This window comes from Eubacterium ramulus, from assembly GCF_045002895.1.
Classification (GTDB): domain Bacteria; phylum Bacillota; class Clostridia; order Lachnospirales; family Lachnospiraceae; genus Eubacterium_I; species Eubacterium_I ramulus.
This window is the reverse complement of sequence record NZ_CP173382.1, coordinates 2,685,002-2,709,744: the sequence shown is the minus strand read 5'-3', so window position 1 is coordinate 2,709,744 and position 24,743 is coordinate 2,685,002. Positions and strand designations below refer to the sequence as shown.

General features: G+C 45.6%; 20 protein-coding genes. 16 read left to right on the top strand and 4 right to left on the bottom strand.

The window, feature by feature from the left end:
- The first annotated feature begins 127 nt into the window (after window positions 1-127).
- Window positions 128-1,627: a D-alanyl-D-alanine carboxypeptidase family protein gene (locus ACIRUQ_RS12650; protein WP_055289361.1), complete on the top strand. Its 1,500-nt coding sequence runs from the start codon at window positions 128-130 to the stop codon at window positions 1,625-1,627.
- Between the two features lie 129 nt (window positions 1,628-1,756).
- On the opposite strand, the gene ACIRUQ_RS12645 is transcribed toward ACIRUQ_RS12650, so the two are convergent.
- Window positions 1,757-2,707, bottom strand: coding sequence for a flavodoxin family protein (locus ACIRUQ_RS12645; protein WP_055289359.1), 951 nt, complete (start codon window positions 2,705-2,707; stop codon window positions 1,757-1,759).
- Between the two features lie 525 nt (window positions 2,708-3,232).
- On the opposite strand from ACIRUQ_RS12645, the gene ACIRUQ_RS12640 reads away from it, so the two are divergent.
- The 10 genes from ACIRUQ_RS12640 to ACIRUQ_RS12595 all read left to right on the top strand — a co-directional run bounded on the left by ACIRUQ_RS12640 (window position 3,233) and on the right by ACIRUQ_RS12595 (window position 14,397).
- Window positions 3,233-4,129, top strand: a complete 897-nt coding sequence (locus ACIRUQ_RS12640; RefSeq protein ID WP_021738475.1) for a LysR family transcriptional regulator — start codon at window positions 3,233-3,235, stop codon at window positions 4,127-4,129.
- A 416-nt stretch (window positions 4,130-4,545) separates the two neighbouring features.
- On the top strand, window positions 4,546-5,817 hold the full coding sequence (locus ACIRUQ_RS12635) for an MFS transporter (RefSeq protein ID WP_022035655.1): 1,272 nt from the start codon (window positions 4,546-4,548) through the stop codon (window positions 5,815-5,817).
- Window positions 5,818-6,094: 277 nt separating this feature from the next.
- Entirely contained in the window at window positions 6,095-6,955 is an 861-nt protein-coding gene (locus ACIRUQ_RS12630; protein ID WP_055289357.1) for an arylamine N-acetyltransferase, read from the top strand.
- A 36-nt stretch (window positions 6,956-6,991) separates the two neighbouring features.
- Entirely contained in the window at window positions 6,992-8,524 is a 1,533-nt protein-coding gene (locus ACIRUQ_RS12625) for an aminotransferase class I/II-fold pyridoxal phosphate-dependent enzyme (RefSeq protein ID WP_055289355.1), read from the top strand.
- Window positions 8,525-8,561: 37 nt separating this feature from the next.
- Window positions 8,562-9,140, top strand: a complete 579-nt coding sequence (locus ACIRUQ_RS12620; protein WP_055289353.1) for a guanylate kinase — start codon at window positions 8,562-8,564, stop codon at window positions 9,138-9,140.
- A gap of 127 nt (window positions 9,141-9,267) precedes the next feature.
- The gene (locus ACIRUQ_RS12615; RefSeq protein ID WP_022035659.1) at window positions 9,268-10,320 is read left to right on the top strand and encodes a DNA polymerase III subunit; all 1,053 of its coding nucleotides are present in this window, start codon (window positions 9,268-9,270) and stop codon (window positions 10,318-10,320) included.
- On the top strand, window positions 10,317-11,225 hold the full coding sequence (locus tag ACIRUQ_RS12610) for a stage 0 sporulation family protein (RefSeq protein ID WP_055289351.1): 909 nt from the start codon (window positions 10,317-10,319) through the stop codon (window positions 11,223-11,225). The genes ACIRUQ_RS12615 and ACIRUQ_RS12610 overlap by 4 nt, the downstream gene beginning before the upstream one ends.
- Window positions 11,218-11,952: a tRNA1(Val) (adenine(37)-N6)-methyltransferase gene (locus ACIRUQ_RS12605; RefSeq protein ID WP_055289349.1), complete on the top strand. Its 735-nt coding sequence runs from the start codon at window positions 11,218-11,220 to the stop codon at window positions 11,950-11,952. Before ACIRUQ_RS12610 ends, ACIRUQ_RS12605 begins: the two co-directional genes overlap by 8 nt.
- Window positions 11,953-12,077: 125 nt before the next feature.
- Window positions 12,078-12,929, top strand: a complete 852-nt coding sequence (gene rsmI / locus ACIRUQ_RS12600) for a 16S rRNA (cytidine(1402)-2'-O)-methyltransferase (RefSeq protein ID WP_022035661.1) — start codon at window positions 12,078-12,080, stop codon at window positions 12,927-12,929.
- A 31-nt stretch (window positions 12,930-12,960) separates the two neighbouring features.
- On the top strand, window positions 12,961-14,397 hold the full coding sequence (locus tag ACIRUQ_RS12595; RefSeq protein ID WP_404856493.1) for an MATE family efflux transporter: 1,437 nt from the start codon (window positions 12,961-12,963) through the stop codon (window positions 14,395-14,397).
- Here ACIRUQ_RS12595 and ACIRUQ_RS12590 read toward each other — a convergent pair.
- The gene (locus tag ACIRUQ_RS12590; protein WP_082432678.1) at window positions 14,360-16,237 is read right to left on the bottom strand and encodes a DUF885 domain-containing protein; all 1,878 of its coding nucleotides are present in this window, start codon (window positions 16,235-16,237) and stop codon (window positions 14,360-14,362) included. The genes ACIRUQ_RS12595 and ACIRUQ_RS12590 overlap by 38 nt on opposite strands.
- 137 nt (window positions 16,238-16,374) lie before the next feature.
- On the opposite strand from ACIRUQ_RS12590, the gene ACIRUQ_RS12585 reads away from it, so the two are divergent.
- The 4 genes from ACIRUQ_RS12585 to ACIRUQ_RS12570 all read left to right on the top strand — a co-directional run bounded on the left by ACIRUQ_RS12585 (window position 16,375) and on the right by ACIRUQ_RS12570 (window position 21,091).
- Window positions 16,375-19,116, top strand: coding sequence for a leucine-rich repeat domain-containing protein (locus ACIRUQ_RS12585; protein WP_055289345.1), 2,742 nt, complete (start codon window positions 16,375-16,377; stop codon window positions 19,114-19,116).
- Window positions 19,117-19,282: 166 nt separating this feature from the next.
- Window positions 19,283-19,669: a MarR family winged helix-turn-helix transcriptional regulator gene (locus ACIRUQ_RS12580; protein WP_082432682.1), complete on the top strand. Its 387-nt coding sequence runs from the start codon at window positions 19,283-19,285 to the stop codon at window positions 19,667-19,669.
- A gap of 139 nt (window positions 19,670-19,808) precedes the next feature.
- Complete coding sequence (locus ACIRUQ_RS12575) at window positions 19,809-20,486, top strand: hypothetical protein (protein ID WP_055289339.1); 678 nt, start codon at window positions 19,809-19,811, stop codon at window positions 20,484-20,486.
- A gap of 83 nt (window positions 20,487-20,569) precedes the next feature.
- Entirely contained in the window at window positions 20,570-21,091 is a 522-nt protein-coding gene (locus ACIRUQ_RS12570; protein ID WP_055289337.1) for a spore maturation protein, read from the top strand.
- An 81-nt stretch (window positions 21,092-21,172) separates the two neighbouring features.
- Here the strand turns inward: ACIRUQ_RS12570 and ACIRUQ_RS12565 are convergent, their stop codons facing one another.
- Entirely contained in the window at window positions 21,173-22,234 is a 1,062-nt protein-coding gene (locus ACIRUQ_RS12565; RefSeq protein WP_055289421.1) for a nitronate monooxygenase family protein, read from the bottom strand.
- A gap of 276 nt (window positions 22,235-22,510) precedes the next feature.
- Here ACIRUQ_RS12565 and ACIRUQ_RS12560 point away from each other — a divergent pair, with 276 nt between their 5' ends.
- Window positions 22,511-23,872: an MATE family efflux transporter gene (locus ACIRUQ_RS12560; RefSeq protein ID WP_055289335.1), complete on the top strand. Its 1,362-nt coding sequence runs from the start codon at window positions 22,511-22,513 to the stop codon at window positions 23,870-23,872.
- Window positions 23,873-24,332: 460 nt separating this feature from the next.
- On the opposite strand, the gene ACIRUQ_RS12555 is transcribed toward ACIRUQ_RS12560, so the two are convergent.
- Window positions 24,333-24,680 (bottom strand): hypothetical protein, encoded by a 348-nt coding sequence (locus ACIRUQ_RS12555; RefSeq protein ID WP_022035668.1) that lies wholly within the window; start codon window positions 24,678-24,680, stop codon window positions 24,333-24,335.
- Between the last annotated feature and the right edge of the window lie 63 nt (window positions 24,681-24,743).

The following is a 24,743-nucleotide window of genomic DNA, read 5'->3' as shown; positions in this document are numbered from 1 at the left end:
AGATTTTTCTGCATGTATCTGAGAAAAAAGATGATAATCAGCAGATTTGTGGGAAAAATAGAGTGAAAGATACAAAGTATGCAAACGCGATGGATAATGGTGCTGTTTGCCATATTTGGAGGAAAAAATGAGAAAATTTTTAAAGAGAATGACAGGCATTTTTCTGTGTGTGGCGATGGCAGCAGGTGTTTATGGTGCAATTCCGGTATATGCAGAAGGCACGGATACAGGTACTGATATTCAGGCACAGGCTGCACAGTGGCCAACGGGACCGGCGGTTCAGGCAGCCAGTGCGATCATCATGGATGCGTCCACCGGAACGGTTTTATATGAAAAGGATGCAGACACGCCGCGTTATCCGGCAAGTATTACCAAGATCATGACGACACTGCTGGCATTGGAAAATTGCAATCTCGACGAGATGGTGCATTTTTCTGCGACAGCTGTATATGAAAATGAGGGCGGTACGTCCCATATTGCCAGAGATCTGGATGAGGAAATGACACTGGAGCAGTGTCTGTATGGTATCATGCTGGAATCTGCCAATGAGTGTTCCTATGCAGTGGCAGAACATGTAGGCGGCGGTGATTATCAGAAATTTATCGATATGATGAATGCCAAGGCAGCAGAACTTGGCTGCACCAATACACATTTTAATAACTGTAACGGTCTGCCGGATCCGGCGCATGTGGTTAGTGCCCGTGATATGGCGCTGATTTCCAGAGAGGCTATTAAGAACAGTATGTTCCGCAAAATCGTAGGTACAGTGCGCTATGAGATTCCACCAACGAATAAACATGCGGATCCGACGCCGTTGAACAACCACCACCAGATGATCAGCGCATACAAAGGCCGTCAGAATCTGTATGAATACTGTATCGGCGGCAAGACCGGCTGGACATCCGATGCCGGAAATACACTGGTTACGTTTGCTGAAAAAGATGGTATGACACTGATCTGTGTAGTCATGAATTGCACGGCAGGTGGTCAGTATGCTGATACGAGAACATTGTTTGATTATTGTTTTGAAAACTTCAAACTTTATAATGTGGCACAGAACGAGACACGCTATGAGAATACAAATAAACAGGAAAACACGTTGTTCACGGAATGGAATGCCTTTGCAAAAGTGGAAGATGACGCACAGATCATCCTTCCGGCAGCTGCTAATTTTCTGGATACCCAGACAGATGTGAATTACGATCAGGCCGGGGGAAGTATCCTCGGAACGCTGGTGTATTCTTATGGTGGCCGCCAGGTGGGAACTGCGAATGTGGTGACGACCGGAGCAAAAGTGGCGGAGTACCCGTTTGGAGAAAAATCCGGAACCATTCAGAAATCAGACAGTGCGAAGGAAAATGACACTTCCGTGGCAGCAGATTCTTTAGATAAGACAAAGTCAGATGTAGCAAAGAATGACATCGGAAAGAAAAAAAGTCTTTCTATCAGCAGAAATAAATTGTTGCTGGCAGGCGGCAGTGTGGCTGTTGCCATTGTGATCGTACTTGTCATCTGGTTCCTGATAAATAACCACAGACGGATCTGGCGCAGGAAAAATACGCGGGACCGCCGTTATAAAACTATCCGGAACAACCGGAAGTGGAACCGCCGGGGTGGCCGGAAATAAGACATAAAATTTAATATAATATAAATCATATAAGGCAAAATCGGAGAAATTTTTCTCACTCGCTAGACGTTCGCTGAGGAAAATTTCTCCGATTTTGCTATTTACGTTAGTATATTAGTATGAGTTGCTTTAGATTGCCGGGAATTTCAGTTCTTTGTATTTGCCATATTTCTGCTGTACCACGTCCATATGTTCAAAGAAATCAATTCTTGTCTTGATGATCTCGTTTAAGTGCTCAGCACGGGCAGCATTTACATTTCGGTCACGGATCAGTCCGTTCTCAGCCAGAACAAATTTATACTCACCGTTCTCATCTTTTACAAGGTCTCCGCCTGCACCACAAACTGCGCACTCAAACGGGAATTCGATTCCATCCCAGTGTTTGTCGCCTTTGTAGATCAGTGCGGAATGACATCTCGGGCACATTCCCTGATCCGGATCACCGAGCCATCCACGCTCTTCTACCGGAGTGTTAATTGCTTTGATGATATTTTCCCCCATCTTGTGGGCACGTTCAATCTGCTCGTCACGGAGTAATACATTACCCGGACGTCCGTTTCTGGTAGAAAGCATCTGGTCAACAACCTGTACAGACTGAGTGAACATGGTAGCACTCATGCCTTCGAGAGCCAGTGTCTGCCAGTCGTGACAGGAACCGCCCACTGCGATGAGTCCGCCGACCATATGCGGATCTTCTTTGACTGCGCCGATCTCAAGCAGGAAAGAAAGCTCGTAAGCCAGAAATCTCTGCGCGAATTTCAGATACAGGGAGCTTGGAGTCAGATCGTATGTAGGAACACCAACGATGATAGCATTGCAGGTGTACATTTCCTGAACAATCTTGTCCATGTCATCTTTGTCTTTCAGGATACAGCCGTTGTATTTGTCTGCTTTTCCCATTGCTACGTTACCCATCTGCATGGTACATCCCTCGCATCCGGTACAGTGCTCGATGTTGTAATCAAATAAGTTGATGAGTTTACACTCAGCACCGGCCTCCTGACAGGCAAGCAGAGCTTCTTTCACTAAAATTTCGCTGTTTCCGTTGTGGCGTCCTGCCACGATACCTAAAACCTTCATTGTAAAACCTCCTGTTTTTATATCGTTTACTGGTTTGAACGCACAGGTCGCAAAGCGACTGCGCTCATGAGCAAGTAGCGAAAGCGGATTGCGAATGTCCGCTTTACAATTGAATATAGAATCATGTAAGGCGATCTGGCTGTTACTGTCGATTGCCTGATAAATCCAGTGTAACATGAAGGAAATTGTGTGCCTAGTGATGTATTCTTATCAATACATGCAAAAGATTTATATAAATATGCCTTTTGGTAATGGAAAAGTTGCATTTGAGTTATAAATAAAGATATAATAGGAATCAAGACATGATAAGTGCAGAAAACATGAACGTGATGGAGTGTAGAGTGCAGTGATTCTGAGAAGAATATGACAGCTTTCGCTGAGCAGAATCACACACCAAGTCTCACGTGCGTTCGACTTGAAAGAATAGATACAGGGATAAAATCGGACATAGGAATGAATGAAGACTGAAATAGAAAGAATCGGACATAGAAACGGAGCATATAGATATAGGGAGGAACAGGGGAGATGACTTTTAATCAGATCAAATATTTTGTAACCGTGGCGGAGTGTCTGAGTTTTACAGAAGCAGCGAAGTGCTTGTTTATTACGCAGCCGGCGCTGAGCCGTCAGATCAATGCTATGGAGGAGGAACTGGGAACCAGACTTTTTATCCGGGAGAAAAAACGACTGAAGCTGACACCGGGAGGCAGTGTGCTGTACAACCGGCTGCCGAAGGTGCTGTCAGATTATGCAGAGGCTGTAGAAGATGCAAAGCATGCAAATTCCGGTTATGAGGGAGAACTACGTATTGGTTTTCTGGATATTTATGATATTTCGGAACTGTTCGATGATGTGATCCGGGAGTTCCGGGAAGCATATGAGCAGATCGCAATGAGTCTGGAGCGGTTTGCCCTGGGAGAACTTCCGGCCCGTCTGGCTGCCGGAGATCTGGATCTGATCCTGACTTACGGTTTTTCGCTGTATGACAAACCGGATCTGGTGACGGTGAATGTGCAGAAATTTGACTCGTGCATTATGCTGAATCAAAACCATCCGTTGGCGCTGCAGGAGACGGTGGCGTTGGCAGATCTGAAAGATGAGCGGTTTATCCAGCTTGGACCGAAGGCCAGTGAAGAGGGATTTCGCTATATCACAAACCTCTGTGCCCGCTGCGGGATCCACCCGGATTTTCTGTTGGTGGAAAAGATGGAGGATGTCATGCTCTGGGTGCAGACCGGGAACGGCGTGGCAATTACGTCAGACCGGACGATCGAGGGTCAGAATCCACATGTAGTGCTGCGTAATATTGATATGCCGGAGGCGAAAAATCACAACATTACTATGGCCTGGAGAAAGAATAATTATAATCCGGCCATTGCCATTTTTATGGAAATGCTCGAGAAAAAATTAACAAAAATTTAATACAAATCGTGCATGATATATGAAAAAGCGGAGAAAAGTTTGAAAAAAGTACAGGAATAAAAACAATCTTGGGGGAAAATAACAGATTTTGTCATAACAAAAATGGATTAAAAAAACAGGATCCTCTAAAGAAAATGGTAAAAAAGCTTTAAAAATGGTAAAAAGCAAGGAGTTACATCCAAAAAAAAGATCATAGTAATGCAGAAAATGCATTATAATATACAGCATTTGTGCAATATGCATATAAAAGCAGCGGACATACCAATGCGGTTTAGTGAAATGTGTTGACTTTGAGAATCTTTTAAGATAAAATAGCGGTGTTTTCAGGGCAGATAATGATGTATTTATCTGTTCCGGTGAAGTTGTTTTTGAAACAAATAAAAAATGGTTTTATGGTGTTTAGGAGGAAAGTTGAAATGAACAACAAAAAGACAAGCAGCTGGAACCTTGGTGTAAAAGGTTACATCATCGTAATTCTGGCATTTTTCTCATGTTATGTGTATTCAGCACTGACATCCGATTCTCTGAACGTAACCCGTGACGTATTTATCGGTCTTGGTATCAACCAGGCAGCGGTTTACGCAATGTCAACAATCGCAGTACCGTTCGGTATCATCGGTAGTATCATTCTCGGTCGTCTGATCAACAAACATTCAATTCGTCTTTACTGGGGACTGAGCATGATCATCACAGCTGTATTTACAGTTCTGATCGGTCAGGTACACAATACCGTTGGTGTTGTGGTATGCTATGTAGTAATCTACACATTCTCTCTTGCATCCGCTATGTTGCTTGCAGGTGAGATCATCGGACACTGGTTTCCGACAAAACGTGGTGTAGCTATGGGTCTTTGTACCGCAGGTTATCCGTTGTCTGCAGCTACAACATCTGCAGTAGCAGGTATGTTCGTCGGAACAGTTGGATATTCCGCATATTATATAGCAATCGCAGTTATCGCAGTTATCGTTGGTATTGTCGTTATCGTATTTGTTCGCGATTTCCCGGAAGAAAAAGGTGGTTACCCGGATAACAATCCTGCATTTGATGGTGAAAAAGCAAAAGCTGAGCATCAGGCAGCGCTTGAGTACTTAAAAACATCCAAATGGACTGCTTTAAAATGTCTGAAAACAGGACGTATGTGGGTGCTCTGGATCGCAGTTGGTATCACAGGCTTCATGTCCATGGGTATCATGTCCAACTTCGTAACAAAATTCATGGTTATGGGTTATGAACTTCCGACCGTACTTCAGATGCTTGGTATCGCAGGTGTGCTTGCTATCCCGGGATCTATCGTAGTAGGTTGGTTAGACGTTAAGATCGGTACAAAGAAAACAGGTATCCTGATCAATGTTCTGGCATTTGTAGCAGTTCTTTGCTGTTTAACACATGTAACTGTATTACATTACATCTCCCTTCCGATCCTTGCTGTAATGTTAGGTGGATCTTCCAACTTAATGGTATCCTGTACAGCAGCTATCTGGGGACGTTATGATTTCAAAAATGCATTCTCTGTTATTCAGCCTCTGAACTCTGTAATGACAGGTGTTGGTATCACAGTAGTATCTGCTTGTAACTCAATCGATCCTACTTGCCAGCTCGCTTACATTATCATGGCTGTTATGGCTGTTATCGGACTTATCGCTATGTGTGTATTAAAAGTAGAGCCGATCGACAGTGAGGTACGTTAATCGAATCTCGTCTGAGACATTAGAAAAGTAAATACATCGTCTTTATAAAAACATATTTATAAGATGTTCGGACAAAAAGAAACCTGTCGGCATGTGGAATTACCATGTACCGGCAGGTTTTTTCGCAAAAATAAGTATATCGACAGGTGAAAATATGGTATGATAACAGGTATGTTCTGGCTTTCGATAGTGTCAAATAGCCTATGAAAAAACAGAGACAAAGAAAAAGGCTCAATGAACCTTGAGAATGGTACATTATTTTTAAGGGGGAAAATACATGTATAACGAACAGCAGATACAGGCGTATCTGAACCGGCTTCACTATAATAAGGAGATCACGCTGACACGGGAGGTGCTGGATGAACTGATCTATGCACATCAGTGTTCCATTCCTTTTGAAAATCTCGATGTCTATGATTTTCAGAAGGAGATCTCGCTGACGGAGGAAGCGTTATATGACAAATTTATCGTACAGCGGAGGGGCGGTTACTGCTTTGAGACGAACGGATTTTTCTGTGTGATGCTTCGCTCTATGGGATTTGACGCACGTCCCTGCCTGTGCAGAGTTATGTTTGGTCTGACGGAGCCGTCGCAGAATCTGTTTGATCACCGGGCAACCATTGTCACGCTGGATGGAAAAGACTATTTCTGTGAAGTCGGTCTGGGCGGAGCCATGCCGCCGGCATCTATGAAAATTCCGGATCAGGGACTGTGGACAGCGGATACCGAAGATGTATGGCTTGAGATGAAAGGAGAAGAATTTTCTATCCGTGCCATCGAACCGGGTTGGTATGGAACGATGCGCCGGGTACGGTTGAATCGGGATATTTATGATGATCCGATGGACCGAAAGGAACGTCTGGAGGTTATGTTTACCACGATTGCAGTACATGAGATGGATTTTACATCTTTGAATTATTATCTGTCTCATGCAGAGAAATCGCTGTTTCGCTGCCAGCGGATTGCCAATCTGCGCACAGAGCGTGGATATCGTGCACTGACGGGGCTTGTTTATCGGGAAGTGACAGACGGAATACGCAGAGAGCAGACACTGATGCCGGAGGAACTTCCGGTGATCCTGAAGGAAAACTTCGGAATAGAACTGACAACAGAGCAGATTCGGTATTTTGCGGGATAAGTAGAAAATAATCAGAAAGAGCGGTGATACAATCAGATGGAACCTAAGCAGAAGACAGAACAGGATACGACAGTTGGAAAGGAACATTTTGTCCAAAAAACAGAATATCTGGATGAAAAACTGCTGGCATACAGCCAGACAGATGCCTATCCATTTCACATGCCGGGACATAAGCGCCAGTCTATGGGAAACTGGACCGGAGAAGCAATTGACATTACGGAGATTACCGGTTTTGATAACCTGCATCATGCGGAAGGGATTCTGCAGGAGGCGCAGTGCCGGGCTGCGGAAACGTTTGGCGCGGATGAGACCTTTTTCCTGATAAACGGAAGTACGGCGGGGCTGCTATCTGCCATCTGTGGAACTGTCAGGAGAGGAGGGCGGCTGCTGATGGCACGCAACTGCCACAAAGCCGTCTATCATGCGGTCTATCTGATGGAACTGAAGACTGCATATCTATATCCGGAGCAGACAGACTTTGGCATTCAGGGAAGCATCTCACCGGAACAGGTGCGTGACATGCTGGAGCAGTATCCGGATACGGAAGCTGTTTTGCTGACTTCCCCGACCTATGATGGTGTCGTTTCCGATATTGCAGCGATTGCAGCTCTGGCGCATGAAAAAGGTGTACCACTGATCGTGGATGAGGCCCACGGTGCGCATTTCGGTTTCTCACAGGGATTTCCGCAGAAGGCGCTTGCCTTTGGCGCGGATCTGTGTATCGAGAGTGTGCACAAAACGCTGCCTGCCTACACCCAGAGCGCACTGCTTCATTATCGGAAAAATCCGTGGATCGATCTGGAGCGGGTAAAACAGTATCTGGGAATTTATCAGACCAGTTCTCCATCCTATATTCTGATGGCTGGGATTGACCGCTGCACCCGGATCCTGTGGGAGCAGGGAACGGAACTTTTTGCGGCATACGAACAGCGGCTGCATGATTTTTATGAAAAATGCAGAACATTACAACGGATCACTGTGCTTTCCCCTGATGGGAAAATCGGAGAAAACGGGGAAAATGATCCGGGCATCTGGGCGCGGGATCCGTCCAAAATTCTGATCTGTGCCGAGGGCGCGGGACTGCACGGGCAGGAACTGGCGGAACTTTTGACGGAGCATTATCATCTGGAACTGGAGATGGCCTCCGGTCACTATGCGACGGCCCTGACAACGCTTATGGATACACAGGAAGGGTTTGACCGGCTGTTCGCTGCACTGCAGGCGATTGATAGAAAGAATCGTAAAAGCGGGATGCTGCGTCAGGGGCAGAAATTCGAGACAGCAGATTTATTTACCACAGATGACATATACTGTGAGGCAGAAAAAGTGCTGGAGATTGCAGAGGCAATGGATGCACCGAAGACGACAATCCCTCTGATGAGTGCGACAGGCTGTGTATCCGGGGAGTTTGTCTATCTGTATCCGCCGGGAATCCCGATCCTGGCGCCGGGTGAGCGTGTGACGGAGGAGATTCTGGAAACGCTGCGCATCTGTCAGGCACGGAACATGCAGATAGAGGGAATGAAAGATTACAGTGGACAAAGCTTGGAAATCTGTAATATACTGTAATCATAATGAGATTTTAGAATGAAAGAGAGACATGATCATGGGAAACATCTATTGTCTGATGGGCAAAAGTGCATCGGGAAAAGACACGATCTATAACCGCCTTCTGGCAATGGAGAGACTGCATCTGCGGCGTGTCGTTCCTTATACCACCCGTCCGATGCGCTCCGGGGAGACCGACGGACAGACGTATGTTTTCTGTACGGAGCAGCAGGTGGCAGATTTTGAAGCGGCGGGAAAAATCATTGAACTGCGTGCATACCATACGATGTATGGCATATGGAAATATTTTACCGCGGATGATGGACAGATCTGCCTGGCGGAGAGCGATTATCTGATGATCGGAACACTGGAAGCATATGAGCAGATCCGTGATTATTTTGGCATGGACAAAGTGTGTCCGGTGTATGTGGAAGTAGACGACGGACTGCGTCTTCAGCGTGCGCTGGATCGGGAACGTGCGCAGGATCAGCCCAAATATGCGGAGATGTGCCGCAGATTTCTGGCGGATGAGGAGGATTTTTCCGAGGAAAATCTGGAAAGAGCAGGGATCACAAAGCGGTTTCAGAATACAGATCTGGATCAGGTCACACAGGAAATCGCTTCTTATATGAAGTAGATAGCATTTCTTTTTATTTTACGTACCGTTTATAGGAGAGCGTATTTTCGTCTGAGATAAGCATCAGAAGGAATGATTCGATTTTTTAGGAAACGGAACGAACAGATATTGGCAGTAAGGAGCAGTAATGGCAGGATTTCATGAGATTATCGGACATGAACAATTGATTGCGCACTTGCAGAGTGCGATTGTAATGGATAAAGTATCTCATGCATACATTATCAACGGTCCAAAGGACAGTGGGAAAATGATGCTGGCACAGGCATTTGCCATGGCGCTGCAGTGTGAGACTTCCATCCGGAACCGGGAGGGAGCGACAGGTCGTCCAGAGGAGAAACTGTCACCGGAAATCCTTGCAGAGCCATGTCTGGAGTGTCATTCCTGCAAACAGGCACTGGGGAATAACCAGCCTGATATTATTTATCTGACGCATGAAAAGCCGAATACGATCTCTGTGGCGGACATCCGTGAGCAGATCAATCATGATATTGAGATCAAACCTTACAGCAGTAAGTATAAAGTATACATTGTGGATGAAGCAGAGAAAATGAATCAGCAGGCACAGAATGCGCTGTTGAAAACCATCGAGGAGCCGCCGGCTTATGCGGTGATCCTGCTTCTGACCACGAATGCGGATGCATTTTTGCAAACAATCCGTTCCCGGTGTGTGATGCTGGACATCAAGCCGGTGAGCGACGAGAAAATCCGGGAATTTCTGATGAAGAAACGTCAGGTACCGGATTACAAAGCGGAGGTATGTGCAGCCTTTGCCAGAGGCAATGTGGGCCGTGCGGTGGCGCTGGCTTCTTCCGAACGGTTTAATGAACTGAAGGACGTTACCGTTTCGCTGCTGCGCAGACTGGGTGATATCCGCAGATATGATATTTTACAGGAGATAAAACCACTGAACGATTTCAAGGACGATATCAGAGAATTTTTTGATTTGGTTTTGTTTTGGTATCGGGATGTGTTATTATATAAAGCAGCAGGTTCCGAAGAACAGCTGATCTTCCGGGAACAGGCGCTGGAAATCCGGCGTCAGGCAGAGAAAAGCACTTACCATGGCCTGCAGCAGATTTTAGAAGCAATAGAGACAGCAGACCGACGGATCCGGGCAAATGTAAATTTTGACCTGACCATGGAATTGCTGGCAATGACGATCAAGGAGAACATTGGATGATAAAAGTAACTGGAGTCAGATTCCGTCAGGCGGGAAAGGTGTACTACTTTGACCCGAAAAACCTGAAACTGGAGCGGGGCAGCCATGTCATCGTGGAGACAGCCCGCGGTATTGAATATGGTACAGTCATTGTACCGCCGAAAGGCATTACAGACGATGAGGTGGTTCAGCCGCTGAAGGCGGTGATCCGTGTGGCAACACCGGAGGATGACCGCATTGAAGAGCGAAATCATGAAAAAGAGAAAGAAGCATATAAAATTTGCCTGGAAAAGATCGAAAAACATGGTCTTGCGATGAAACTGGTACAGGCAGAGTATACGTTTGACAACAATAAACTGCTGTTTTATTTTACCGCAGACGGAAGAATCGATTTCCGTGAACTGGTAAAAGATCTGGCAAGTGTGTTCCGTACCAGAATCGAATTGCGTCAGATCGGTGTCCGGGATGAGACCAAGATTCTGGGCGGTATCGGCATCTGCGGACGACCGCTGTGCTGTCATACATTTCTGACCGAGTTCGCACCGGTGTCCATCAAGATGGCAAAGGAACAGAATCTGTCCCTGAATCCGACCAAGATTTCCGGTGTATGCGGCAGATTGATGTGTTGTTTGAAAAATGAGGAAGAAACTTACGAATACCTGAACAGCCGTCTGCCGAATGTGGGTGACCGCGTGACGACTGTGGATGGATTGAAAGGTGAGGTACAGAGTGTCAGCGTACTGCGCCAGCTGGTGAAAGTGATCGTAGATATGGGAGATGAAAAAGAAATCCGTGAATATCCGGTCAGACAGCTGAAATTCCGTTCCAAGCGCCGCAGAGATCACGGCGAGCGTCTGAGCAAAGAGGAAATGCGCAAACTTGCTGAGTTAGAGGACAAGGGAGGACATTCCAAGTTAAATGAGTAATTTATTGCCGGGAGAACGAATCGACGAATTACAGCGAAACGGCTACCGCATTATCCAGAATCCGGAACGATTCTGCTTCGGCATGGATGCGGTGCTGCTGTCCGGCTTTGCCCGGGCAAAAAAACAGGAACGCTGTCTGGATCTGGGCTGTGGAAACGGGATCATTCCGATCCTGATGGAAGCAAAGACAGAGGGAAAACATTTTACCGGACTGGAGATCCAGCCGGAGAGTGCGGATATTGCGAGACGCAGCGTGGCGTTGAACGGGCTGCAGGATCGGATCGACATTGTAGAAGGTGATATTAAGGATGCTTCAAAAATTTTTGGAGCATCTTCTTTTCATGTCGTGACGACAAATCCACCGTATATGACCGCACAACACGGACTGACAAATCTGTATGAGGCAAAAACCATCGCAAGACATGAAGTATTGTGCAATCTGGAAGATATTATCCGGGAAAGTGCGAGACTTCTGATGCCGGGCGGTCGTTTTTATATGGTGCACCGGCCTTTCCGGCTGGCGGAGATCATATCTCTGATGGTGCAGTACCGCATGGAACCCAAACGGATGCGTCTGGTATATCCTTACGTGGACCGGGAGCCGAATATGGTGCTGATCGAGGGACTGCGGGGTGGAAAAAGCCGAATGACCGTGGAAAAACCATTAATTGTATACAAAGAGCCTGGAAAATATACGGATGAGATATATGATGTATATGGTTATTAAATTTATTTATCGTATAGCTTTGAATGATTGATTCTGTTTTGTACGATAGATAGTAATGCAAAAAGTGAAGTATATGAAAAATGTAAAGATACAATTTTTATCGGACTGTGAGGTGAAAAAAGGTTATGGCTGGAAAATTATATTTATGTGCAACACCGATTGGAAATCTGGAGGACATTACGCTGCGGGTATTACGCACTTTAAAAGAAGTAGATCTGATCGCAGCAGAGGATACCAGAAATTCCATCCATCTGCTGAACCATTTTGATATAAAGACACCACTGACCAGCTATCATGAATATAACAAAGTGGACAAGGCGTATCAGCTGGTGGAAAAGATGCAGCAAGGCACAAATATCGCGCTGATCACGGATGCGGGTACGCCGGGTATCTCCGATCCGGGCGAAGATCTGGTGCGGATCTGCTATGAACAGGGTATCGAAGTGACATCCCTCCCGGGAGCAGCGGCATGCATTACCGCATTGACTCTGTCCGGGCTTCCGACCCGTCGTTTTTCCTTTGAGGCATTTCTGCCAAAAGAGAAAAAAGAACGCGCGGCGGTATTGGAGGAACTGAAAAACGATACAAGAACACTGATCGTATATGAGGCGCCACACCATCTGCTGGGGACATTAAAAGAACTGCAGAATGCACTGGGAGACCGCAGGCTGACAGTTTGCCGGGAACTGACAAAAAAATTTGAAACAGCGTTTCAGACCACATTTTCGGAAGCAATCCGTTACTATGAGGAGCAGGGGGTTCGCGGAGAATGTGTTCTTGTTATCGAGGGCAGAAGCCGTGAGGAACTGGTGCAGGAGGCACAGCAATCCTGGGAGGCAATTTCGGTGGAAGAACATATGGAGCATTATCTGAGCACCGGTATGGATCGGAAAAGCGCAATGAAACAGGTGGCAAAAGACCGGGGCGTTGGAAAACGCGAAATTTATCAGATGTTGTTGAAAGCAGAGAATGAGTGATATCGCACAAGTTTAGCAGAAGTACAGAGATATGTACAAGAATAAAGGCTATGCCTGGAACATTCTTAGGCTTATAGGGGAAGGAGTAGCTATGACAAAAGACTTGACTGTTGGAAGCCCGATGAAACTGATCTGGCAGTTTTCCATACCGCTGGTACTGGGAAATCTGTTTCAGCAGATGTATAACATGGTAGATACGGTAATCGTAGGCCGTTATTTGGGGCTGGATGCCCTGACCAGTGTAAGTTCTACCACATCTATTACATTTCTGATCATTGGTTTTTGCCTTGGTACCTGTACAGGGCTGGCGGTTCCGGTGGCACAGAAATTTGGAGCAAAAAGTTACAGTGAAATGCGTAAATTTGTGATGAACGCAGCCTACCTGGCGATTTTCCTCGCCGTAATCATGACTATCGTGACCTGTGCGCTGTGCGGTTCCATCCTGACCTGGATGAAGACGCCGAATCAGTTTTATCAGGGCGCGTATGATTATCTGTTTGTCATTTTCCTTGGAATCCCATTTACGTTTTTATACAATGTAGTGGCCGGCATCATCCGTTCACTGGGAGATTCCAAGACACCGTTTTATTTTCTGGTACTGTCCGCAGTGATGAATATTTTTCTGGATATGCTGTTTATCATTGTATTCAAACTTGGTACGGCGGGGGCTGGATGGGCGACCATTTTATCACAGGCAATTTCCGGAGTACTTTGCTTTCGCTATATGAAGAAAAAATATGACATTCTGAAGACAAATCATCAGGAACGCAGACTGGATATGCATTACATAAAGACACTGTTTACAATGGCTGTGCCGATGGGACTGCAATTTTCCATTACTGCCATTGGAAGTATTCTGCTCCAGAGTGCGGTAAATACACTGGGAGCAGTTTATGTATCTGCATTTGCGGCAGCTACAAAGGTAAAACAGCTGGCGATGTGTCCATACGATGGATTTGCCACAGCCAGTGCAACCTTTGGCAGTCAGAACCTTGGCGCCGGCAATCTGAAACGAATCCGGGAAGGATTGAAATCAGGAATTATCATTTCTGTGATTTACAGTATCGCCATCGGAATCGTGCTGATTTTTGCAGGTTCCAAGATTGCCCTGATCTTTGTATCAGGAAGTGAGACAGAAGTGCTTGGCTATGCACAGCAGCTATTGACCTGCGCAGGATTTTTCTATTTCTTTCTGGCATTCCTGAACTGCACACGACTGACCATTCAGGGGCTCGGTTACAGTGCCATTGCCATGTGTGCAGGATTAAGTGAACTTCTTGCCCGTGGTCTGATGTCTGTCTTTGTCATTCCGAAATTTGGATATACCGCAGTATGTTTTACAGATCAGACTGCATGGATCGCGGCAACCGCCGTGGTAATGCCGGTATTTTTTGCAATTATGAAACGTCTGGAGAAACGGCAGGCGGAAGTTACCGATTCTCCAACACATAATCCCGCAGCACATTGAATGATGCCGGGCCGATTTTTAATACTTTTTCATAAAAGGCAGAGTCCGTATAAGTATCCGGATTCTGCTTTTTCATTTCTTCCTGCAGATCATGAAATTCCAGATATCCGATATAATATTTCAGATAGTTGGCAGGTTCGGATACGATCAGTTCAAAAATATCCCGCAGTACTTCCTCATCAGTGAATCCGTAAGTGGAAAAGAAGGCTGCTGTATCGTTCAGCGTCCATCCTTCATAATGGATCCCCATATCCGCAGTGGCGTAAAGACTCAGGATTGCAGCCTGATTTGCAGCGCAGAGTTTTGCAGCATCTTTGGACAGTCCGCTGTAAATATAGGAATGTAATTCCACGAATGTCGCCCAGCCTTCTGTGTAGCCGGGATAGCCAAGCAGTGACCGGATGGGCGGCACATCCTGGCTGTGGAAGTAGAGGTTTTGATACAGATGTCCCGGAAAACCTTCATGCGCCAGTGTCGTGAACAGCCGGATGCCTTCATAACCATTTTTCTGATTGATGTAGATGGTGTTCTCTGTCAGCTGATCCAGTGGGGAAGTCAGATAAAATGCCGGGGAGAGATAATCTTCCATGGCAGCATTGATATATTTGACTGTTACATTGCAATCCGGGAGGGAAGGAAAGTCGGCAGTGATCGCCTGCTGCAGCGTAGCCAGCATTTCTTCGGGAGACTGCGCGGAGAAATCGAGTCGTTCTGGCTCATCAGTGAGATCCGGGTGATCTTCCAGCAATTTTGATACCAGAAGCAGATCTTTTTTGCGCTGGCTGGCGGTACGTTTTTCCAGTGTGGCGACGGAGTCATCGCTTCCGGTATAGCAGCGCACCAGATATTCATAATAGGTGTTCCCTTCCGGAAAATGACAGAGGCCGGCATCGTTATATCCGCTATTCTGTAATCCGGCAATTGTGTTGGAAAGCTGTTCAAATGCCGGAAATACCTGCTGTTCCAGAATGTCGCGATTTTGGTTTTGATAGGCAGCACGTTCGTTTTTGGACAGTTCACTCATGGCATCTGTTTTTTCGTTGAAGGTAGCAACAAGATAATGGGAGTTAAGATCTGCTGTGAAGTCTTTGCACTGTTGGATCAGACGCTGGGTGGCAAAGGATGGCATAAAACGCCCGGCAGCAGCTTTTTCCTTCTCATATGCGCTGATCTCAGAAAAATACCGTGGAATGTCGGACAGTAACGACAGGTAATCTGTGATGTCCCTTGTATTCCGAAAGGTATATTCTGCCAGCAGGATGGGAATCTGGGATTGCAGTCCGGTAGTGGGAGTCAGCGGCTCTTCATAACAGTACCAGTTGGCACCGTTTTTTGTGAGATCCAGAGATTCTGACAGAATATCCAGGGTCAGCCGATTTTCAGCCGATAGTTCAGCCGATTGAAATTGTTGCAGTCCGACAAGCAGATTTTCAGCAAAGGCTGCAGCCAGGGCAGGAGAATCTGCAGAGCAGGTTCCGAGAGATGTCTGATAGTCCGTGATACCGTAAGCGGCAGGATCTGCCAGTGTGTAATGAAGGTTCAGCAGATTTGCGGAAGCTTCCTGCCGAAAAAGTTCTGTTACATAATCCGTGAAGGCGGCATTCAAAGCAGTGGTGTTTTCGGATGATGCGTCAGAAGCCGATGCAGCATCCGGTGCATCGGCATCAGAAGAACTTTTGCCGGAATCTGCCTGCGGATTCGTCAGAAACTGAACAATCCAGGTGTCGGAATCTGCACATTTACAGACGGCGGCGCAGAAAATTCCGAGACCAATGAGAAACAGGGAGAGACAGAGGGAAAAACGGATTTTACGAAAAAAATGAAAATGACAGTGGCGCATGGCAGGTACCGGCTATGATTATAATTATTATTAAAATATGTGCCGTCAGGCAGGAATATGACGGGGAAATTGTAATGTTGTGTTAATTGTGATAGAATAAGCCAGAGATGAGACTACATAAGAAAGGACAACATACTATGAAAAAATTAAACGTATTTATTTGTTTTTTAGCAGTTATTTTTGTATGTGCAATGGCAGAAATTACTCCGGCCCGAGCAGAAGAACGACAGTCTGCTGCTTCCGGTGCTCAGACGGTTGCGCAGGATATTACTTTGTATGGGCTGTCAAGCAGCTATGATGGGGTGATCGCGATTCCTGCGGATATGGATACGGAATATCAGATCCATGCAAACGGAAGAGATATCAGCTATACAGTAACGGATGGAAATAATATTACCGTAGATGATCGTGGTGTCGTGCGGATAAAATATACGACGACTTATTGGTATGGAAATATAGGATATTCTTATCCAATCCAAGATAAAACACCTACCAGTATCGAAAAAAGTTTTGATGCTGGCGATGCAACAGTGACGGTGACAGCAGACGGTGTGCAGACAAATATAACAGTTCATGTGGCAGACTATGCGCAAAAATATGCGGATGATAAGATTTTACAATACATAAATGAAAATATTGCAGGAAAAAATCTCAGTGATATGGAGCTGATGAAAAAAATTGCTGCATATCCGGCCAGCTTTGATTATGGTGCATCGCATTCCGGATATGTGTCTATGATTATTTATGGAAATGGTGACTGTTGGGCGAGTACATCTACCATTATCAGAACTTGTGAGTTACTCGGAATTGATGCCTGGTCCAGAAACGGGAACAAGGATTACGGCGCAGGAAGCGGTCACATGAATGCAATGGTATATTATGATGGCAAATATTATGAACTGGAAGCCGGTTACAGCGGAACAGCACCGCGATATTATTCTGCTGAGGAAAGAGATTCGCTGTTTTGCTTTCATGATAAAGATGATGGGACCTTGTCCATTTATCAGTATGACGGACAACTTACATCAGGTGATACTTTGGAAATCCCGGCAACCTATCAGGGAAAAACAGTTACGGAAATTGAGGATCAATTTTCACAGGGGTCAAACAGAACATGTGGAACAATCCATCTTCCGGATACGATCACAAAGATCGGAGCATTTGCATTTTCGGGTTTTGAACAGGCGACATCCATCAATATTCCGGCCAGTGTAAAGGAAATTGGAACAGGTGCTTTTGCACAGTGCTTATCGTTAGAGAACTTTGAATGCACAGGAATTGGAAATAACTATGCCTCCCAGAATGGTATTCTGTACAGTTGTGATAAAAAGATTGCAATCAGCGGCCCGGCGGTAAATGATCCGCAGTTTGCATCGGGCGTTCAGCAGATTGCAGAGGGTGCATTTAGTTATAATACAAATCTTGTAAAAATAGTAATTCCAGAGAGTGTAACAACCATCGAAGATGCTGCATTTTTTGATTGTTATAGTGTTAAGAATGTGACGATAAAAGGAACTGATATTACATTTGGATCAAATGTGTTTTATAATTGTTCAGGGCTGACATTACGCGGAACAGTCGGTTCTGCTGTTGAGACTTATGCAAATGAAAATGGAATTGCATTCAGAGATATTCAGGAACCTCCAAAGAATGGGTTGTATCAGGAAGGGGATTCCTGGAACTATTATGTGGATGATGAGATTGCAGAAGACGTTACTACGCTGGTAGCCTACAACGGTGACTGGTGGTATGTAGAAGATGGAAGAATTAATTTTAATAAATGGGGATTGTATGAATATAACGGAAGTCTATGGTACATTGAGAATGGAAAAGTAAACTTTTCTGAGACGACAATCTGTTATTATGAAGGAGAAGACTGGTATGTAAAAAATGGTTGTGCGGATCCTCAGTACAATGACGTGATTTGTATGAATGACGATTGGCTGGCAGTCAGAAACGGAAGGATTGATTCGAGTTTTAACGGGATTGCAAGCAATGCATCCGGAGAATGGTATTGTGAATATGGCCAGGTACAGTTTGCTGCAAGCGGCCTTGTAAAATCGGAGAATGACGCATTTGACGGCTGGTATTATGTTCGGAATGGCTGTGTGCAGAAAGGCCAGGAGACCGTAGTGCAAAACAGCAGTGGCTGGTGGTATATCGGAACAGACGGAAAGGTTGATTTTCATAAGAATACAGTAGCACCGAATGAGTATGGCTGGTGGGCTGTGCGAAACGGAGCAGTAGATTTTCAATTGAACGGAATCGCATCCAATGAGTCTGGAGACTGGTATTGCAGAGGAGGTCAGGTAGATTTTGGCGCAGCCGGTGTGCTGGAATCAGAAACAGAAGGATTCAGTGGCTGGTATTATATTCAGAATGGCTGTGTGCAGAAAGGGCAGGAGACAGTAAAACAAAACAGTAATGGCTGGTGGTATATCGGAACAGATGGAAAGGTTGATTTTCATAAGAATACAGTAGCACCGAATGAGTATGGCTGGTGGGCTGTGCGAAACGGAGCAGTAGATTTTCAATTGAACGGAATCGCATCCAATGAGTCTGGAGACTGGTATTGCAGAGGAGGTCAGGTAGATTTTGGCGCAGCCGGTGTGCTGGAATCAGAAACAGAAGGATTCTGCGGCTGGTATTATATTCAGAATGGCTGTGTGCAGAAAGGGCAGGAGACAGTAAAACAAAATAGTAATGGCTGGTGGTCTATCGGAACAGATGGAAAAGTTGATTTTGGATTTTCTGGAATTGCATCCAACGAAAACGGTACCTGGTATATTGAAAATGGAAAGGTTAATTTTACTTACTCCGGTACTTATGAAGATGAGAATGGACGGATTTATGACATTAAATCTGGCAATGTAGCCTGACGGAAATTTTGTGTAGAACCGGATTTGTCCCTTGCGAAGTTTTCACAGATTATGTATAATGATATTGTTAATCAATCAAAATATTTGATATGCAAAATATTGGAGGAGCGCATTGGAAGGATACGATACACTTCATGACCTGCTGGTCAAATTATTTAATGAAATTATGAATATTGAGGAAAAGGCAATCATCACGGAGGAGTTCAAAGATATTTCCAATAATGATATGCATATCATTGAGGCAATCGGTTTGGATGAACCGCGGAGCATGTCTTCGGTAGCAAAGGATTTGTCTGTTACTGTGGGAACACTGACGATTGCGATCAATAATCTGGTGAAAAAAGCTTATGTCAAACGTGTCAGAAGTGAGAAAGATCGTCGTGTTGTTCTGATCTCTCTGACAGAAAAAGGTGTGAAGGCATACCACCATCATGCAGAGTTCCACGATGAGATGATAAAAGCTACACTGAATGGCCTTGACGAAGAACAGACAAAAGTGCTGGTTAAAGCATTGACGAATCTGAGCACATTTTTCCGCACCTATGGAAAATAATAGGCGCATTGGAACTCGCAGTCAGACCGTCTGTAAAAACTGTTTCAGGTGGATTTGTGAGTATGGAAAGATAAAACAGTAATAAGTGTTTGTGATTCAGCATACGTTGTTAGAAAGCCCGGAAGGGAACTGACAGCGTATGCTGAATTTTTTATGGATTTTTATGATTCTGGCAGGAATTGTATATGCGGCATTCACCGGTAATCTGCCGGCAGTAACGGACGCGGCACTGGATGCAGCGCAGCAGGCGGTGACGCTGTGTATCACCATGGCGGGAGTGCTGGCGTTCTGGGTCGGTCTTATGCGGATCGCAGAAAATGCCGGGATGATGCAGCGGGCGGCAGACCGGATCTACCCGTTGCTTCATTTTTTGTTTCCGCGTATTCCGCGGGAACATGCAGCATGCAAATCCATTGCAGCCAACTGTATCGCCAATTTTTTCGGACTGGGCTGGGCGGCGACGCCGGCGGGGCTGCGGGCTATGGAAGATCTGGATGAACTGGAAAAGGAACGGACGCTGTTACAGGCAGTTCATCAGCCTTATCGGAAAAAATTTGATTTTACTTCCGACCGTATCCGGCACACACATGTAAAGCAGGAAAAAGTGGCTTCCACAGAAATGTGTACATTTCTGGTGCTGAATATTTCGTCACTTCAGCTGATTCCGGTGACCGTGATTGCTTATCGCAGCCAGTACGGCTCACCGAATCCGACGGGTATTGTGGGAGCAGCCATTGTGGCTACGGCATTTTCTACGCTGGCGGGAATTATCTTTGCAAAGATCATGTCAGCAGCAGACCGGAAACGGGGATATTGAACGCAGATAAAAAAATCAAAAGATGTGGATGAGTGAGGACTGGATGTTATAAAAAACAGAAGGGATGGAGATACTATTTGTATATGCAGCGTATATTACTGTTTCTGTCAGATGTTATCATTCCACTTTTTATTGTGGTGATTCTTATGGCCGGACTGCTGAACCGGCGGAATGCCTATGAAGATTTCGTAAAAGGTGCGAGAGACGGTCTGAAGACGGCGGTGGATATTTTACCCACCCTTGCCGGTCTGATGGTTGCTGTAGGCATTCTGCGCGCTTCCGGTCTGCTTGATGCACTGGCCGGAGTACTTGGAAACTGTGTAGACCGTATTGGATTTCCGTCACAGCTGGTTCCACTTGCGGTGGTGCGGATGTTTTCTTCCTCAGCCGCCACCGGCTTGCTGCTGGATGTCTATGAGCAGTTCGGAACCGATTCCAGACTGGGGCGGATCGCATCGGTCATGATGAGCAGCAGTGAGACGATATTCTATACGATGAGCATTTATTTTATGATAGTAAAAGTGAAAAAGACACGCTGGACTCTGGCCGGGGCATTGGTAGCGACCGTGGCCGGGATCATGGCCAGCGTGTTGCTGGTTGGGTGAAAGAAGAATATGTCAGGTGTGCAAAATTGTAAAGCGGACATTCGCAATCCGCTTTCGCTACTTGCTTATTCTGCGTTCAAATTATACCGTCAGCTCCTGCATCAGTTTTGGTACTGTAGTGATTTCCCGGATTTCGCCCACCCGGGAACCACAGAAGATCAGACCGTTATCAAGATCGCCCACAACGGCATTGACCAGTGCCTGCGTGATGCAGTAAGGGGCTGTGGCCGGATTGCATGCTTTCAGACAGTTGAAGCAGTGGGAGATTTTGTCCGGTGCTGCAAGCATACGCTGGATAAACGCATTTTTGATAGCGCGGCCGGGCATTCCCACCGGGCTTTTGATAATGATAACATCTTCTTCGGAGGCGTTGACGTAAGCTTGCTTGTAAGCATCACTGGCATCACATTCCTCAGTGGCTACGAAACGTGTGGCAGCCTGAATGCCATCGGCACCGAGTTCCAGGACATGTTTTACATCTTCGGCAGTGAACATACCTCCGGCGACAAATACCGGAATTGCAGTCTGATACTTTTCTTCATATGTTTGTTTTAATGTAATGATATTTCGGATCTCGGTGTCATAATCAAGTCCCGGAATATCCTCCAGCTGTTCTCTGGAAAAACCGAGATGTCCGCCGGCCAGTGGTCCTTCAATGACCAGAAAGTCGGCGGTGCGATGGTACTTTTTATCCCAGAATTTCAAGATAACATTGGCAGATTTTGTACTCGAAACGATGGGTGCCAGTGCGACATCATATCCTTCTGCAAATTTCGGGAGTTCTGTCGGGAGTCCTGCTCCGGAGATGATGGCATCCACACCGGCGGCACAGGCGGTTTTGACATAGGTTTCATACAACTGTGTAACGGCCATGATATTGACAGCGACCATACCGTTGCCGCCGGCGATTTCTTTCGCTTTTCTGATCTGCTCCGGCAGTACACGCAGATTTGTTTCTTCCGGATGTTTCGTAAAATCTGGATCGTCATAACCAATCTGGGCGGTTGAGAGTACCCCCATGCCACCTTCTTTTGCAACTGCACCGGCCAGACGACAGCGGCTGACTCCGATGCCCATGCCTCCCTGAATGATCGGGAGTTTCAGGAACTTATCTTTCAGATTCAGTGATTTCATTAATTTCATCTTTAAAATCTCACTTTCCATTAATAATACTATGATCATATGTGTGTTACGGTTCTTCTTTTTATATAAAAAAGTTTGATAATCAAAGTAAAATTATTTTACATCAGACGACAGAGCAAGTCAATACAAAAAGGATGAAAAACGAGCAGAAGTAGTATTAAATACCAGATGCAGATTTTGACGAATTACTTGTCATTTCATGGAAAATAGTATATGATATCATACAGATTTATAGGAAATCTTCGGGTAAATGTGTTGGGAGGTTATTTGGATAGTATGGAACAGGATAAGACGTTTCTGGGAACAGAACCAATAGGAAAATTGTTGATGAAGCTGGCGGTTCCGACGGTTATCGCACAGCTGGTAAATATGTTGTACAACATCATAGACCGGGTTTATATCGGTCATATTCCGGGAGAGGGCAGCATGGCGCTGACCGGCGTAGGGGTGTGCATGCCGCTGATCCTGATCATTGCGGCATTTGCGGCGCTGGTAGGATCTGGTGGTTCTCCGAGAGCATCTATTTACATGGGAAAAGGCGAGCACGATACGGCAGAAAAAATCCTGACAGGCTGTCTGAGTCTTCAGATCATCGTTTCCATTATTCTGACCGTGATCTTGCTGATCTGGAACGAAAATCTGTTACTCATGTTTGGTGCCAGTGAAAATACGATTTCTTATGCGACGGCATATATGAATATTTACGCGATTGGTACGATTTTTGTACAGATTACCCTTGGTATGAATACATTTATCACTGCCCAGGGAAAAGCCATCACAGGTATGATGACGGTTCTGATCGGAGCGGTTGCGAATATTATACTGGATCCGATTTTTATCTTCGGGATGCATATGGGAGTGCGCGGCGCAGCACTGGCAACCGTGATTTCACAGGCTTTGTCCTGCATCTGGGTGTTGTCTTTCCTCTCCGGGAAAAAGACGCTGCTTCGGATCAAAAAAGAAAATATTATGCCGGGACTTCAGCTGGTTCCGCCATGCGTGGCACTTGGTGCATCCATGTTTGTTATGCAGGCCAGTGAGAGTGTGATTTCCGTCTGCTTTAATTCATCGCTGCTAAAATATGGCGGAGATATTGCGGTGGGAGCCATGACGATCCTTACCAGTGTCATGCAGTTTGCCATGCTTCCTCTGCAGGGAATCGCCCAGGGGGCGCAGCCGATCACCAGTTACAATTATGGTGCAAAAAAATTGTCCAGAGTAAAGCAGAGTTACAAGATCCTGCTTTGTGTCTGTGTTATTTATTCCGTTGTTCTGTGGGCAATTATCATGGCATTTCCACAGGTATTTGCAAAATTGTTTACCACAGATGCTGCACTGATCGATTTTACGGCAAAGGCACTTCGGATTTACTGTCGTGTATTGTTTGTGTTCGGTATACAGATCGCCTGCCAGATGACCTTTGTGTCCATAGGGAATGCACCGTGTTCCATTATCGTGGCAATCCTGCGGAAATTCATATTGCTGATTCCATTGATCTACATATTACCGCATGTTATGGAAAATAAAACCTATGCCGTGTATATGGCAGAACCGGTGGCTGACATCATAGCGGTGAGCTGTACGTTGATTCTGTTTATGGTACAGTTTCGGAAATCTTTGCGGCGTTTGACGGAATAGCTGGTTGTCGGATTTGGCTAAAATTTGATTTTTAATACGAAAACGAAGCATCCTGTCGGGACGCTAGACGCTCACTACCCTCGTTTCACATCGTTTTCATCGCGCTCGTTCCCACGCCTGAAAAAGAGGTCGTTCCCACTCGCGCAAAAACTCGTGAAACTCGGTCGTTTGCTTAATCGCTTACCCTGACAGGATGCTTCGTTTTCTCTATTTACACTGTGAAATTAAAAACAGTTTTCATCTTCCTGCTAAGTTTTGCAACGTAAATCTGCGTGCGAGTTCGCGGGAGGAGGCGGAGATAAGCGGCACGCAGTGCAGTGCGGCTGAAAATTTATGATAAACAAAACTTAAAAGAACGCCAGTCAGGCAATCTTTCCTCGGCAAGCGATTGCTAGCTGCAGAGGTAAGATTGATGACTGGCGTTTTCACAGATTAAATTTTCAGCTACACAAACAAGACTTTACTTGCGTTTCCGCAGAAACATCCAGATCGCAATGACCACCACAATGAGAATCAGGAAAATATCCCAGAATCTCTGTGTCAGATTCAGATGAAGTGCTTCGATCATACCGATAAAGATGACAAATGCACCGAGGATCAGCTGCAGCATGGAGCGTTGAACCAGTCCGGCTTCATTGCTGCCGCGGGACTGCAGAAGTCCGAAAATACCGTATACAAGGCAGAGAGCACCCAGAACCGGAAGTACATATATGGTGTCGATGGCATCAGTAAAAATAATGGCAAAGATAACTACGACGCCGATCAGTGTGACATAAGTGCCCCAGTTAAAGGGATTCTTTTTTTTCATAAGTATAAACCTTTCTGTTGATTTCTGTTACTAAGATGAAAAACGCTGCTTCAATGTGAAGCA